The following is a 14,210-nucleotide window of genomic DNA, read 5'->3' as shown; positions in this document are numbered from 1 at the left end:
GCTGACCATGCCTGCCTTGTACATCATGATTCCTGCGGCCCTGCTGCTCGTCGGCGTGGCTGTCTACATCTTCTTCTGGGCGGTGGACAGCGGCCAGTACGATGACCTCGACAGCCCCGCCCACAGCATCCTGTTCGACGACCAGGACCCGGCGCATCAGGCAGCCATCAAGCGCGACGCCCCCGCCGATGCAGGCCGGCACGATGACTGAACTGCTGCCGCTGTTGGGTTCGGCCTTCGTCCTGGGCCTGCTTGGCGGTGGTCATTGCCTGGGCATGTGCGGCGGGCTGATGAGCGCCCTGACCTTCGCCATCCCAGCCGAGCAACGCGGCCGTCGGCTACGGCTGCTTGTGGCCTACAACGTTGGCCGGGTGCTGAGCTACGCCTGCGCCGGGCTGTTGCTGGGGCTGGCAGGCTGGGCGCTGGCCAGTAGCCCGCTGGCGCTCGGCTTGCGGGTGCTGGCGGGGCTGCTGCTGATCTGCATGGGCCTGTACCTGGCTGGCTGGTGGAGCGGCCTGACCCGTGTCGAAGCCCTGGGCCGCGGGCTATGGCGCCACCTGCAGCCGCTGGCCCGGCGCTTGCTACCGGTCAGCAGCCTGCCGCGTGCGCTGCTGCTCGGTGCGCTGTGGGGCTGGCTGCCGTGCGGACTGGTCTACAGCACACTGCTGTGGGCGGCGAGCCAGGGCAACGCCAGTCACAGCGCCTGGCTGATGCTGGCATTTGGCCTAGGCACCTGGCCGGTGTTGTTGGCCACAGGCCTGGCGGCAGAGCGGGTAGCGGCCCTGCTGCGCCGGCGCAGCGTGCGCCGCGCCGGCGGGCTGTTGGTGATGCTGTTCGGCCTGTGGACCCTGCCGGGCCCGCACCAGCATTGGCTGATGGGCCACTGATCGGCGCCGCAGCGCGACCGATTTCGCCGTTGATGCAAATCAACATGGCATTGCCGGTGCAGCCCTAGACTCGGGCCCATGCTGCTTTATCCAGGGACTGCCCTCATGCTCGACGATCTGCGTTGGGACACCGATCTGATCCGCCGCTACGATCTGAGCGGACCGCGCTACACCTCCTACCCCACCGCGCTGCAACTGCACAGCGAAGTGGGCTCATTCGACCTGCTGCATGCGCTGCGCGAAAGCCGCCGGGCGACGCGGCCGCTGTCGCTGTACGTGCACGTGCCGTTCTGCGCGAACATCTGCTACTACTGCGCCTGCAACAAGGTCATCACCAAGGACCGCGCCCGGGCTCAGCCGTATTTGCAGCGCCTGGAGCAAGAGATCCAGCTGATTGCCTGCCACCTGGACAGCCGCCAGACCGTCGAGCAACTGCACTTTGGCGGCGGTACGCCGACCTTCCTCAGCCATGTCGAGCTGCGCCAGTTGATGGGTGCGCTGCGCAAGCATTTCACCTTGCTCGATGACGACTCCGGGGACTACGGCATCGAGCTCGACCCGCGTGAAGCCGACTGGTCGACCATGGGCCTGCTGCGTGAGCTGGGTTTCAACCGAGTGAGCCTGGGCGTGCAGGACCTCGACCCTGCCGTGCAGCGCGCCATCAACCGCCTGCAAAGCCTGGAGCAGACCCGCACGCTGATCGAAGCGGCGCGTACCCTGCAGTTCCGCTCGGTCAACCTCGACCTCATCTACGGCCTGCCCAAGCAGACCCCGGAAGGTTTCGCGCGCACCGTGGTAGAAATCATCCACTTGCAGCCAGACCGCCTCTCGGTGTTCAACTATGCGCACCTGCCCGAGCGCTTCATGCCGCAGCGACGCATCGACAGCAGCGACCTGCCAACGCCGGCCGCCAAGCTGGAGATGCTGCGCAACACCATCGAACAGCTGACCAACGCCGGCTACCGCTACATCGGCATGGACCACTTCGCCCTGCCCGACGACGAGCTGGCCATCGCCCAGGAAGAAGGCACCCTGCAGCGCAATTTCCAGGGCTACACCACCCATGGACATTGCGACCTGATCGGCCTGGGGGTCTCGGCGATCAGCCAGATCGGCGACCTGTACAGCCAGAACAGCAGTGACCTGAACACCTACCAGCAGAGCCTGTCCAGCGCCCAACTGGCGACCCAGCGCGGCTTGCTGTGCAACCGGGACGACCGTGTCCGTCGCGCGGTGATTCAGCAGCTGATCTGCCACTTCGAGCTGGATTTCGAGCAGATCGACGCGGCGTTCAGCATCGATTTTCGCGGCTACTTCGTCGCTGAATGGCCGGCGCTCCAATGCTTGCAGCGCGATGGCCTGATCACTCTGGACAGCCAGGGCATCCGCGTCTTGCCAGCGGGGCGGCTGCTGGTGCGCTCGGTGTGCATGGTGTTCGACGCGTACCTGGCACAGCATTCACAGCAACGCTTCTCGCGGGTGATCTGACCTGCCCAAACATCCCCAAGGCCTGTACGAGAAATCGGAAACTGATGATCAAGCGCAGCTTTTTTGCTGCTTATAGACCATCGTCGCGGGCACGATTTCGTACAGCGTCTGGCAGGCAAGGACAACCTGCTGCGGGGCTTGTCGCTTGAAGCATGGCCCACTCAGGTACCCACCGGTGCCGACCAAAGTCGCGGCGCACCCTAAACGCGCATGCTGGCTACCGCACACCCCGTAAGGTACCCTTACGGCTTATGTGTGCTTTTCCACAAGGATCGAAAGAAATGTCCGAGCCAGTCAAACTGCGCCCCCACACTCAGGCCCACTGCAAGGATTGCAGCCTGGCGCCGCTGTGCCTGCCCCTGTCCCTGAATCTGGAAGACATGGATGCACTGGATGAAATCGTGAAGCGGGGTCGCCCGTTGAAAAAAGGCGAGTTCCTGTTCCGCCAGGGGGACAATTTTGGCTCGGTGTATGCCGTGCGTTCGGGCGCGCTGAAAACCTTCAGCCTGAGCGACAGCGGCGAGGAGCAGATCACCGGTTTCCACCTGCCCAGCGAGCTGGTGGGCCTGTCAGGCATGGACACCGAGGCTTATCCGGTGTCGGCGCAGGCGCAGGAAACCACCTCGGTGTGCGAGATTCCCTTCGAGCGCCTGGATGAACTGTCGGTGCAACTGCCGCAGTTGCGCCGTCAGCTGATGCGGGTGATGAGCCGGGAAATCCGCGATGACCAGCAGATGATGCTGCTGCTGTCGAAAAAGACCGCCGATGAGCGCATTGCCACTTTCCTGGTCAATCTGTCCGCACGCTTCCGCGCGCGGGGCTACTCGGCCAATCAGTTCCGCCTGAGCATGTCGCGCAACGAGATCGGCAACTACCTGGGCCTGGCGGTGGAAACCGTGTCCCGCGTGTTCACCCGCTTCCAGCAAAACGGCTTGCTCAAGGCCGAGGGCAAGGAAGTGCATATCCTCGACCCGATCCAGTTGTGCGCCTTGGCCGGCGGCTCGATCGACGCCTGATCGCGGGGTGAAGTGGGTATACTGGCGGCCAGTTTTCCCAGGATACCCGCCCCATGCACAGCGACACCTTCAACCTCAAAGCCCTGATCCGCCCGGTCCCGAACTTCCCCAAACCGGGGGTGATCTTCCGCGACATCACCCCGCTGTTCCAGTCACCCCGCGCCTTGCGCTACGTGGCTGACCAGTTCATCGAGCGGTACGTCGAAGCGCCCTTCAGCCACATCGGGGCCATGGATGCGCGGGGCTTTCTGATCGGCTCGATCATCGCCCACCAGTTGAACAAACCCCTCATCCTGTTCCGCAAGCAAGGCAAGCTGCCTGCTGACGTGCTGTCGGAGGGCTACCAGACCGAGTACGGCGAAGCCTTCCTGGAAGTGCACGCCGACAGCCTGTGTGAGGGTGATTCGGTGGTGATCTTCGATGACCTGATCGCCACCGGCGGCACCCTGCTGGCTGCCACCACGCTGATCCGCCGCACTGGCGCCCAGGTGTTCGAGGCGGCGGCGATCATCGACCTGCCCGAGCTGCAAGGCTCACAGCGCCTGCAAGACACCGGCGTACCGACCTTCTGCCTGACCGAGTTTTCGCTGGCCGAGTACTGAGTCATGCGGCCCGGCAGGCGCCCTGAGCAGCGCCTGCCCGACGCTTCTGACAGGGCCTAGTAGGCCACCGGCCGGCGCCCGGCAAAGGCATGCGCCAGCGTGCCACCATCGACCAGTTCCAGCTCCCCACCCAACGGCACTCCGTGAGCGATGCGGGTGGCGCTGATGTTCTTTTCCGCCAGCAGCTGGGCGATGTAGTGCGCGGTCGCCTCGCCCTCCACGGTCGGGTTGGTGGCCAGGATCACTTCGGTGAAGGTGCCCTGCGTGTCGATCAGCGCCATCAACTGCGGAATGCCGATGGCATCGGGGCCCAGGCCATCAAGCGGCGACAGGTGCCCCTTGAGCACGAAATAGCGGCCGCGGTAGCCCGCCTGATCGACGGCAAACATGTCCATCGGCCCTTCCACCACGCACAGCTGGGTGTCGTCACGGCGCGGGTCGGCGCATTGCGGGCAAAGGTCCTGTTCGGTCAGGGTGCGGCACTGGCGGCAGTGGCCCACGCCTTCCATGGCCTGGGTCAGCGCCTGCGCCAGGCGCAAGCCGCCGCTGCGGTCGCGCTCGAGCAACTGCAGGGCCATGCGCTGCGCGGTTTTCTGACCCACGCCCGGCAGAATGCGCAGGGCGTCGATCAATTGGCGGATCAAGGGGCTGAAGCTCATGGGCAAACCTGCTGGGAACGGGTGGCATAACGAACAAGGGAGCAGCAACCGTGTGGCTGCCACTCCCTTTCAAACTCAAAGCGCGGGTCAGAACGGCATCTTGAACCCAGGCGGCAGTTGCATGCCGGCGGTCATGTTGCCCATCTGGTCTTTGCTGTTCTGCTCGATCTTGCGCACGGCGTCGTTGACGGCAGCGGCGATCAGGTCTTCGAGCACTTCCTTGTCTTCTTGCATCAGGCTGTCATCCAGGCTGATGCGCTTGACGTCATGGCGACCGGTCATCACCACGCTGACCAGGCCAGCGCCCGACTGCCCGGTGACTTCTGCCTTGGCCAGTTCTTCCTGGGCCTTGGCCATTTTTTCCTGCATCTGCTGGGCCTGCTTCATCAGGCCAGCCATGCCACCTTTCATCATGGGAAATACCTCGAGTGGGTCGTGTGATGCCGCCCGGCCTACGCCGGACGCAGGGTTATTCGTTCATTGGCCCTGGCTGACCAGGGCCTCTACCGGCTCAATAGTATCCTGCCGGACCGACGCGCCAAACCGCTGGATCATCTGCTGGATGAGTGGGTCCTGCTCGATCGACGCTTCGGCCTCGTGCTGACGCTCGGCGCGTTTGCGCGCGGCGGCCTGGGCGGGGGTTTCCTGCTCCGGGCGCACCAGCTCGATGCTCAGGCTGATGGTACGGCCCAGGTGCTGGTTCAGCGCCTCGTTCAGGCGCCGCTGCTGCGTGGTGTTGAACAGCGCACCTTGCGCCGGGTCCAGGTGCAGCAGCCAGTGGTTGCCCTCGGTTGAAATCAACGTACAGTTCGCGGCGATGTTGCCCGTCATACCCGAGACCGGCAGCGCAGGGAATAATTCCAGCCATTGCAGCGCCAGGCCGGTGGCCGGCATGGCCGCCAGCGCCGGTTCGGCGGGTGGCATGGCCTCGGCTTCCTGCACGTGTTCGGCCAGCTCGTCCAGATAGCTGAACGACACAGGGTCGGGCGGCGGTGACTCGTAATCGTCGTCGAGCGGCGCATCGTCATCGCGCTCCATGCCGGCCGAAGCATAGGCCGAGGGGTCGAAGGGCGGTGCGTCATCGTCGTAATCGGGCGGCGTGTCGCGGGCGTCTCGGCTGGCCGGTGCGGGGGCTGACGGAGCGGCAGGCGGCTGCGCAGGGGTCGGGCGCATCGGCGTAGCCGTCGCAGTTTCCCAAGGCAGGTCGATGGGTGCATCGGGCGACACGTAGGCCGAAGCCGGTGGTGGCGTTTGCTCGGGCGCTGAGGGCTCATGCGCGGGCGCTGACGGCGCTTGCTCAGACGCTGACGGCTCTGGCTCTGGCACCGGTGGCTGTGCATCAGGCTTCGCCGGCGCTGAGGGCTGTGGCCCTGGCGTGGCGTCGGACGGCAACCGCTCGGCTGGCATCGCCGCCGGCCGGTAGGCTGGCAGCTCGGCGACTGGCGCTGCGGGCGCGGCCACAGGCGGTGCGGCAATGACCGGCGCCGCTGCCACCGGCTTTGGGGAATCAGCTGTGGCCTGGCTGATCCCCACTGGCTTTGGTGATGAGTGCTTCAGCTCGGCACTGGGCGCATCGTCGGCATCAGCCGGTCGGAACGCCAGCATGCGCAGCAAGACCATCTCGAAACCACCTCGCGGCTCCGGCGCCAACGGCAAGTCGCGTCGGCCAATCAGGCCCATCTGGTAATAGAACTGTACGTCTTCAGCGGGCAGCGCCTGGGCCAACGCCAGCACCCGCTCGCGGTCGCCCTGGCCGTTGTCGACCGCTTCAGGCAACGCCTGGGCAATGGCCACGCGGTGCAGCACGCTGAGCATTTCCGCCAGCACACCGCCCCAGTCCGGACCCTGCTCGGCCAGGTCACGCACGGCATCGAGCAATGCCCGCGCATCGCCGGCCAGCAGCGCTTCGAGCACCCCGTAGACCTGCCCATGATCGAGCGTGCCCAACATGGCGCGCACATCGGCGGCCAGGACCTTGCCCTCGCCAAACACGATGGCCTGATCGGTCAGGCTCATGGCGTCGCGCATCGAACCGTCTGCGGCGCGGCCAAGCAACCACAGGGCGTCGTCCTCGAACGGCACATGCTCGGCGCCCAGTACGTGGGCCAGGTGCTCGACCACGCGCTCGGGGGTCATGTTCTTCAGCGAAAACTGCAGGCAGCGCGACAGGATCGTGGCGGGCAGCTTCTGCGGATCGGTGGTGGCGAGGATGAACTTGACGTAGGGCGGCGGCTCCTCAAGGGTTTTGAGCAGCGCGTTGAACGAGTGGCTCGACAGCATGTGCACTTCGTCGATCAGGTAGACCTTGAAGCGCCCACGGCTCGGCGCGTACTGCACGTTGTCCAGCAGCTCGCGGGTGTCTTCGACCTTGGTGCGGCTGGCGGCGTCGATCTCGATCAGGTCGACGAAACGGCCCTCATCGATCTCGCGGCAGACCGAGCAGGTGCCGCAGGGCGTCGAGGTGATGCCGGTTTCACAGTTCAGGCACTTGGCAATGATCCGCGCGATGGTGGTCTTGCCGACGCCGCGCGTGCCGGTGAACAGATAGGCGTGGTGCAGGCGCTGGTTGTCTAGCGCGTTGATCAATGCCTTGAGCACATGGGCCTGGCCGACCATTTCGCGGAACGAGCGCGGACGCCATTTACGTGCAAGGACCTGATAACTCATGAAAAACGTCACAACCTGAGCGAGCGAAGAGCGCTAATGCTAGCGGAGAGAGGGAAGAATTGCACCTTGCGTGCGGGGTGGTAGGGCGTGTGTGAGCGCCACGTTGATTGAAGTGTAGGAAAATAGCAGGGCCGTTTGTCGATAACACGACTGCAAATGTGAAATATTTCTATTTACATAATTTTCACAAACACATAGCCTTTTACCAGCACTGACGGTCAAGTGCCCTACCGAAACGGATTTCCTCCCCTAAAAAAAGCCGCACTACCGCGCCCTTCTGAGGCAGCGGTTCGATTGGGCTGTGCCCGAGGATTGTTCCGAGCATGAACCGTTTCCCCCTGCGCCGCCTGGCGTTGATGATCTCACTGGCCAGCGCCAGCGCCCTGACCCACGCTGCCAACGAGATCGAGCTGCCGGTCAGCAACGTGACCGCCGACGCCGACAGCCTGAAGAACCAGGCCACGACCGAGGGGACCCGGTCGTACACCACCGGTGCCATGGGCACCTCCGCCGGCCTGCCGCTGTCGATCCGTGAAACGCCGCAATCGGTGAGCGTGATGACACGCCAGCGGATCGAAGACCAAGGCATCCAGGACCTCGACGACGTGGTCAGGTACGCGCCAGGCATCACCCTGCGCAAATTCGGCTCGGACCGTCAGGAGTTCCTGGCCCGAGGTTTCCGTATCGACAACCTGATGTTCGATGGTCTGCCCACCTCGGTCGGCACCTTTACCCTCGACACCATGGCCTCGCCGGACATGGCGATCTATGACCGCATCGAAGTGGTGCGCGGCGCCACGGGCCTGATGACCGGCGCGGGCGATCCGTCGGCCACCCTCAACCTGATCCGCAAGCGCCCCACCGACACGCCACAGGTGAGCGTGACCACCAGCGCTGGCAGCTGGGACCGCTACCGTACCGAGGTCGATGCCTCCAACCGCCTGAACAGCAGCGGCACCGTACGCGGCCGTGCAGTGGCGGCCTATGAAGACGGCCACAGCTTCGAAGATGTGCGCCAGAACAAGCGCCAGACGTTCTACGGCATTGTGGAAGCGGACCTCAACGACGCTACCACCGTGACCGTGGGCGCCTCCAAGCAGCGCCAGGACAAGACCTCCAACTGGGGCGGCCTGCCCAGCGGCCCGAATGGCGAGAACCTCGGGCTGTCGCGTTCGAGCTTCACCTCGGGCAAATGGGCGTACTGGGACCAGGACAACTACACGCTGTTCGGCGACCTCACCCACACCTTCAACAATGGCTGGAAGGCCAAGTTCGCCGCGCAGAAGATGTGGAATGAGTCCGATACGTTCTCGAACTACTTCGGGTCGATGAACCCGACCTACGCCTACACCTCGGTCAGCGACCTGGGCACTGCGTCCGGTCACTACCTCACGGATGACGACCTGCTCAACCTCGACGCATCGTTGAGCGGCGCGTTCCAGGCCTTTGGCCGTGAACATGAGTTCCAGGCAGGCGTCAGCAAGCGTCACGAGGATTACCATATTCGCGGGGGCTATTCGGGCCTGACCCCGGTCGACGTCTACGATTTCGACCCGGGCAACGTGCAGAAGCCTTCTGACGAAAGCCTCAGCGCCTATGCCAATAAAACAGTCACCACCGAAAAAGCAGGCTACGCCGTTGTACGCCTCAACCCGATCGACCCACTCCATGTGATCCTGGGCGGCCGAGTGAGCTGGTACGACTTCGAGAACGAGACCTACGGCAACGGCTACAAGGCGACTCGCGAGTTCACCCCGTACGCCGGCGTGATCTACGACCTGAACGACACCTACTCGGCCTACGCCAGCTACACCGAAATCTACAAGCCGCAGGATACCCAGGATTCCTCTGGCGGTGTGCTGGAGCCCACGACCGGCGAAAGCTACGAAATCGGCCTCAAGGGCGAGTACTTCAATGGTGATCTGAACGCGTCCGTGGCGCTGTTCGACATGACCCAACAGAACCGGCCTTATCTGCTGTCGGCCGACGTGTCAGGCTGCGCACCACCACGCTCATGCTATGAAGCCGCTGGCGAGGTCCGTAGCCGCGGTATCGACACGGAAATCAGCGGTGCGCTGACGCCTGACTGGAACTTCTCCGCGTCTTATGTCTATGTCCTGAGCGAATACACCAAAGACGACACCTATCAAGGCAAACGCTTCGCCCCCGAACAACCCAAGCACCTGTTCAAAGCCGCGACCACCTACAACCTCACGGGCGACCTGAGCAAGTTCCGCGTCGGCGCCGATGTCTTCGCCCAGAGCGAAACCTACTACCGCGTCGGCACCGGCCACTCCACCCAGGACAGCTATGCCATCCTCGGCCTGATGGCCGGCTACCGCTTCGACGAGCACTGGGATGGCCGCGTCAACCTCAACAACCTGACCGACGAGAAATACTGGCAGGGCATTCCCAACGGCACCGGCAACGGCACCTACGGCGACCCGCGCAACGTGATGTTCAGCCTGAAGTGGACGCTCTGACGCCCGCGCCTCAACGCCCCACCCGTTGACCACAACGCCAGCCTTCGTGCTGGCGTTGTGCGTTTGAGCTCAGTGACGAAATGGCAAGCGGCACACTGTGCCGGACCTTCACTTGAGCATCCACCTGCACCGCACTCGTTGCACCGTCCAGACAGCCTTGTAGCCATGCCGTGCCGCGCATGGGTGGGCTCGATTGTGGCGGTAGGCCAAAGGCCGGCCCTTGCCCTCTGGCTCGTCTAGCGGGGTACATCCGCCCAGACTGCCCTCCCCCGAGCTCGCACGCCCTGCATCAAACCCTGCCGCCTCAGCCGCCAGGCCTGATCACCGCATCGATGACATGCTCGCGCTGCAACTGCTCAACGTCAAAGAACCCCAGGTCGTCGATGTCGATCCGATCCAGCGCCTCGATGAATGACGGCGAAGCGCCCACTCGTTTCAGCGCCTTGGCGAAATCACCGGCAACATCAGCGGCGCCACTGACCGCGTAACCATTGACTGCAGAGCGGTAGAAGCCCAAGCGGCCCTGCTCGCCCAAATAACGTTCCTTGCCGGCCAGAAACACGAGGACGCAGGCACGGGCGCAGGTCGCATCGGTATAGGTGCTGAGCCGGCGTTGCTCGATCAGCCCTGCCAATCGCTTCGCCTCACCCACCCGCCCACCCGGGCTGTCGAGACGGATGACCTGCACGCCAGGATTGGCGGCGAGCGCCTTGCCGACCGCGTCGCTCACGCCCATCCGCAGACCGCCCGCCAGCGCCAGCTCGGTGCCATTGCCCATGAGCCGCAATGAATACTCAGGCACCTCGTCGATGCCGCGCACAAGGCTGATGCCCTCGCGCACGATCGGCACGCTGTTGACTGCCCCAGGCACCAACCAACCCAGCGTCGCGAGCACCACCACCGTCATCGCCAGCACGGCCTGCAGCGGCTCGCCACCGTGGCCCTTGTGCGCCCGCGCCGACCGCCATACGCCGACCAGCATCCAGATCGCCACCAGCGGACGCAGCAGGTAGAACGCCAGCATCAAGGCGCCTTGAGCACGCAGCCCCCAGCCCTGCGCCTCGCTCATCTCGCGCGTGGCAGAGCCCGCGATCGTCAGGACCAGGGAAAGGCCCACGGCAATCCGCCAGCAGGCAACACGCAGCGGGTACTCACCGCGCCAGTGCCTGAGGATGAAGTTGCGCGAGGCGGGCGCGGGAACAACCCGATGTGCCGGTTTTGCCGGGATCTGGAATGAAGCACGCAGCTCCACCGGTGGTGGCCGTCCGCTGGCAGGCGCCGATGTGGCGATGCTCGATGGCGCTGGCGTGGATCCAGGGACCATCGCCCCTCTGCAACTGCCACACCTCTGGGCCAGCAGCTGGTTTTCCACGCCGCAGCGCGGGCAGTAAAGCGAATCCTTCATGTGACATCCCTGATCATGCACGGCGGCGCGCGATGCACGCCCCGTGTTTGAAATAGCCCTGCGCGTTTGACTCAGACCCACGTTGGCCGTGACTTGAGTCAGGCGTAGACCACTAGATCACAAACGGATTCCCAATGCGGTTGAACAACCCTTGGCACACTGCTCAGCCTATCAACGCCCTCGCCCATCCCGCCCCGTACAAGCCCAGCCCGAACACGCCATGCGTCACCAGGCTGCGCAGGCACCCCCTTGCGGGAGCCGGCGTGCGCCGGGCAAACACGCCTGCGCCCATCGCCGGCTGCATCACCAGCAGCGGCAGCAGCACCGTGGCCAGGGCAAAGCCCAGCGCCGGCAGCAGCGTGGGCGCAGCCAGCCACGGCGCACCTGCCCACAGCGTGAACACAGCGGCGAAGACGATGCCGATGGCATAGTGCGCGAACCACCCCAGCGCCCGTTCCCAGGCAATCGGCGGCGCCTTGCCGATCGCCGCATGGCGCCACGTGCCGCGCCGCAGATGCCCCAGCCAGCGTCCCAACAGCGCATAGTCCAGCGTGCGCACGCCCAAGCGCTTGAGCAGCAGCGCCCAACCGTCCATGACCAGGGTGGCGCCGACGCCGAGCGCCAGGCTCGTGCCGATGAAGGTGGTGATGTGCATACTTCAGCCCTCTGCAGATTGACGTGATTCAGCCTGCCAGGCAGCCTACGAGTTGAAGTCGACTTCAAGTCAAGGGGTGTGTTCATGGATATCGCCGATGTCGCCCGCCAGACGGGCGTGCCTGCATCGACGCTGCGCTACTACGCCAGCAAGGGCCTCATTACCGCCCTCTCCGGCCACGGCCAGCGCCGCCAGTTCGGCCCCGACGTGGTGCAGCGCCTGGCGCCGATCGCCCTCGGTCAGGCAGCAGGGTTCTCGCTCGATGAGGTAATGGCGATGTTCACAGGAGGCCGCGTGGACCGGGCGTTGCTGATCGAAAAGGCGAGCGAGATCGACGCGCGGATCAGGCGCTTGCAGGCCATGAGCAAGGGGTTGCGGCATGCGGCGCAGTGTCCGCAAGAGGATCATCTGGCGTGCGAGACGTTTCAGCGTTTGATGAACGCTGCGGCGGGAACTGGGCGCAAGGCAAGCAAGCGAAAACCACCGACAGGCACGACGGCAGGTAACGGCTGATCAGGAGGGCAAACGGTGAGAGGTCACCGAGACTACAACGTGTTGGAGCCAGAAGATTTTCCGACCCCTGAAATGGAGGCAGCCCCACCAGCCACACCCCGGCACACAATGTTCCCGCTGTGGCTGCTTCCTTCCGGATCTGACCAGGTAGCATGCAAGCATGCACGGACATCGTTGCAAGCCTTATGGAACGAGGGTTTCAGGCTGATGGGATAGCTCGCCGCCCTCCTGTGCAGACATCCGGCACAGGCGCTCAAGACTTGGGGTGTGACCAGAATTGTTCCACTCAACTGGTCCACTTTACTGGTCCACTCCGGTGTTTCCCATGGCCTACATTGTCCGGCGTCAATCCGTTTACTACCTCAACCTTCGTCTGCCGAAGCACCTATTCCCCAACCGTCATACCCTACGCATATCCCTGCGATTGCGAGAGCGGCAAGCAGCCCTGTACCTAGCTACCTCACTAGCTCAGCGAGTAAACAACCACTTGAATGAACACCCTTTAACAGCTCCTGAGACGCTGCGTGCGCTGTGTGATCGATGGCGAGTAGAGGGACCCCAACCAGCCGTTGCAAACGCCCCAAGGACAGCTCCAGCAGCTATACAGAGGCCGAGAGGTGAAGGACCCACACTGGCCAACCTTTCCAAGCTGTACATAGAGGAAGGGAAGCGGGGTGGTACATGGCGGCAAGGCAGCGTTGATGACGTTGAACGTGCCCTTGCGGATTTATTCGAGCTGATTGGTGACATGCCTGCGGTAGCCTTTGATGCTCAAACAGCTCGCGTACTGAAAGCACGACTGAGCCGCTACCCCCAGTACTTCGGCCTACGCCCCGAGTTCAAGGGCATGACGCTGAAGCAAGTGGTTGAGTCAGGTAGCACCTATAAGACCATCACCGCCGTCACGGTCAACAACCGGCTACGCAAGCTCACGGCCTTTATGAATTGGTGCAAGGCGAATGGGTATGTCGCGGAGAACCCTCTGGCTGGGATGAAGGTCATGACAGGATCAGCAAAAGAAGCACGCTTGTCATTTGACCATCATGATCTGACTGCACTGCTGAGCCCTGAGGCACTGCGAAAGGAAGCACGCAAGCATCCCTGGCGTTACTGGCTACCTTTGATGGGACGAGCGACGGGTTGCCGACTGGAAGAACTGTGCCAGTTACGCGTTGATGACTTCAACGAGCAACAAGGGATTCAGTGCATACGCATTGATGACAGTCGTGATGGCCAAAAGCTAAAGAACGCAAGCAGTCGTCGCACGATACCCCTGCACCCTGCCCTGCTGGACCTCGGCCTGCTTCGGCATGTGGAATCGGTCAAGGCTACCGGCGCAGATCGTGTATTCCCTGAGCTGGAAGCGGTGCGGGGCAAGCTCGGCCATGCTCCGTCGAAGTGGTTCAGCCGCTACAAGACAAAGCTAGGTATCACCGACCCCCGTAAGACCTATCATAGCTTTCGCCACACGCTTATAGACGATCTGCGCGATGCTGGCGTTCAGGATTCCTTAATCAAGCGGATAGTTGGCCACGAAGACGGGGCTGTGACTTTCAGTATCTATGGCAGTCGCAGCCCTCTAAAGGCGATGGCCGAAGCGCTCAGTCAGATCAGGCTAGAAACATCGCTGCAATAATCCAGCAAACACCTTCCTTTGCAGGCGCTGACTACCACTTTCCAGCCTAACGCTCACCGTCAAAAGGTATGGTTGGCAGCGCCTCAAGACTATCGACTAACCGATTAGCCACTAAACTTGAAGTTTAGCCACTGTATTTGCGCCCTTCATGCAATGATGCTATTGACTTGAAACAGCCCCCTGGTAGCTTTCACTCCAG

Annotated in this window: 13 protein-coding genes; 8 read left to right on the top strand and 5 right to left on the bottom strand. The window is 63.4% G+C overall.

Annotated features, from left to right (window positions below):
- Positions 1-7: 7 nt before the first annotated feature.
- The 5 genes from ccoS (at position 8) to SJI00_RS05995 (ending at position 3,993) form a co-directional block, all read left to right on the top strand.
- Positions 8-211 carry a cbb3-type cytochrome oxidase assembly protein CcoS gene (gene ccoS / locus SJI00_RS06015; RefSeq protein WP_322460819.1) on the top strand — a complete coding sequence of 68 codons (204 nt, stop codon included), beginning with the start codon at positions 8-10 and terminating at the stop codon, positions 209-211.
- A complete protein-coding gene (locus SJI00_RS06010; RefSeq protein WP_322460818.1) occupies positions 204-887 on the top strand; it encodes a sulfite exporter TauE/SafE family protein in 684 nt (227 codons plus the stop codon). Before ccoS ends, SJI00_RS06010 begins: the two co-directional genes overlap by 8 nt.
- Before the next feature lie 105 nt (positions 888-992).
- The gene (gene hemN, locus SJI00_RS06005; RefSeq protein ID WP_322460817.1) at positions 993-2,375 is read left to right on the top strand and encodes an oxygen-independent coproporphyrinogen III oxidase; all 1,383 of its coding nucleotides are present in this window, start codon (positions 993-995) and stop codon (positions 2,373-2,375) included.
- Positions 2,376-2,656: 281 nt separating this feature from the next.
- A complete protein-coding gene (fnrA, locus tag SJI00_RS06000; protein WP_322460816.1) occupies positions 2,657-3,391 on the top strand; it encodes a Crp/Fnr family transcriptional regulator FnrA in 735 nt (244 codons plus the stop codon).
- A 53-nt stretch (positions 3,392-3,444) separates the two neighbouring features.
- Complete coding sequence (locus SJI00_RS05995; protein WP_322460815.1) at positions 3,445-3,993, top strand: adenine phosphoribosyltransferase; 549 nt, start codon at positions 3,445-3,447, stop codon at positions 3,991-3,993.
- A gap of 56 nt (positions 3,994-4,049) precedes the next feature.
- Here SJI00_RS05995 and recR read toward each other — a convergent pair whose 3' ends face one another.
- The 3 genes from recR to dnaX form a co-directional block, all read right to left on the bottom strand.
- On the bottom strand, positions 4,050-4,652 hold the full coding sequence (gene recR, locus SJI00_RS05990) for a recombination mediator RecR (RefSeq protein ID WP_322460814.1): 603 nt from the start codon (positions 4,650-4,652) through the stop codon (positions 4,050-4,052).
- Positions 4,653-4,739: 87 nt separating this feature from the next.
- Positions 4,740-5,066 (bottom strand): YbaB/EbfC family nucleoid-associated protein, encoded by a 327-nt coding sequence (locus SJI00_RS05985; RefSeq protein WP_322460813.1) that lies wholly within the window; start codon positions 5,064-5,066, stop codon positions 4,740-4,742.
- 63 nt (positions 5,067-5,129) lie between these two features.
- The gene (gene dnaX / locus SJI00_RS05980; RefSeq protein ID WP_322460812.1) at positions 5,130-7,319 is read right to left on the bottom strand and encodes a DNA polymerase III subunit gamma/tau; all 2,190 of its coding nucleotides are present in this window, start codon (positions 7,317-7,319) and stop codon (positions 5,130-5,132) included.
- Between the two features lie 356 nt (positions 7,320-7,675).
- On the opposite strand from dnaX, the gene SJI00_RS05975 reads away from it, so the two are divergent.
- On the top strand, positions 7,676-9,802 hold the full coding sequence (locus SJI00_RS05975; RefSeq protein WP_416221008.1) for a TonB-dependent siderophore receptor: 2,127 nt from the start codon (positions 7,676-7,678) through the stop codon (positions 9,800-9,802).
- A gap of 304 nt (positions 9,803-10,106) precedes the next feature.
- On the opposite strand, the gene SJI00_RS05970 is transcribed toward SJI00_RS05975, so the two are convergent.
- Both SJI00_RS05970 and SJI00_RS05965 read right to left on the bottom strand, forming a co-directional pair.
- Complete coding sequence (locus tag SJI00_RS05970; RefSeq protein ID WP_322460810.1) at positions 10,107-11,054, bottom strand: hypothetical protein; 948 nt, start codon at positions 11,052-11,054, stop codon at positions 10,107-10,109.
- 316 nt (positions 11,055-11,370) lie between these two features.
- Positions 11,371-11,862: a DUF2938 domain-containing protein gene (locus tag SJI00_RS05965; protein ID WP_322460809.1), complete on the bottom strand. Its 492-nt coding sequence runs from the start codon at positions 11,860-11,862 to the stop codon at positions 11,371-11,373.
- An 84-nt stretch (positions 11,863-11,946) separates the two neighbouring features.
- Between SJI00_RS05965 and SJI00_RS05960 the strand changes: the two genes are divergently transcribed.
- Positions 11,947-12,375, top strand: coding sequence for a helix-turn-helix domain-containing protein (locus tag SJI00_RS05960; protein ID WP_322460808.1), 429 nt, complete (start codon positions 11,947-11,949; stop codon positions 12,373-12,375).
- A gap of 325 nt (positions 12,376-12,700) precedes the next feature.
- A complete protein-coding gene (locus tag SJI00_RS05955; protein ID WP_322460807.1) occupies positions 12,701-14,011 on the top strand; it encodes a site-specific integrase in 1,311 nt (436 codons plus the stop codon).
- The last annotated feature ends 199 nt before the right edge of the window (positions 14,012-14,210 follow it).

This window comes from Pseudomonas gebzensis (assembly GCF_034427815.1).
In the GTDB taxonomy this organism is placed as follows: Bacteria; Pseudomonadota; Gammaproteobacteria; order Pseudomonadales; family Pseudomonadaceae; genus Aquipseudomonas.
This window is presented reverse-complemented; position numbering and strand designations above follow the sequence as displayed.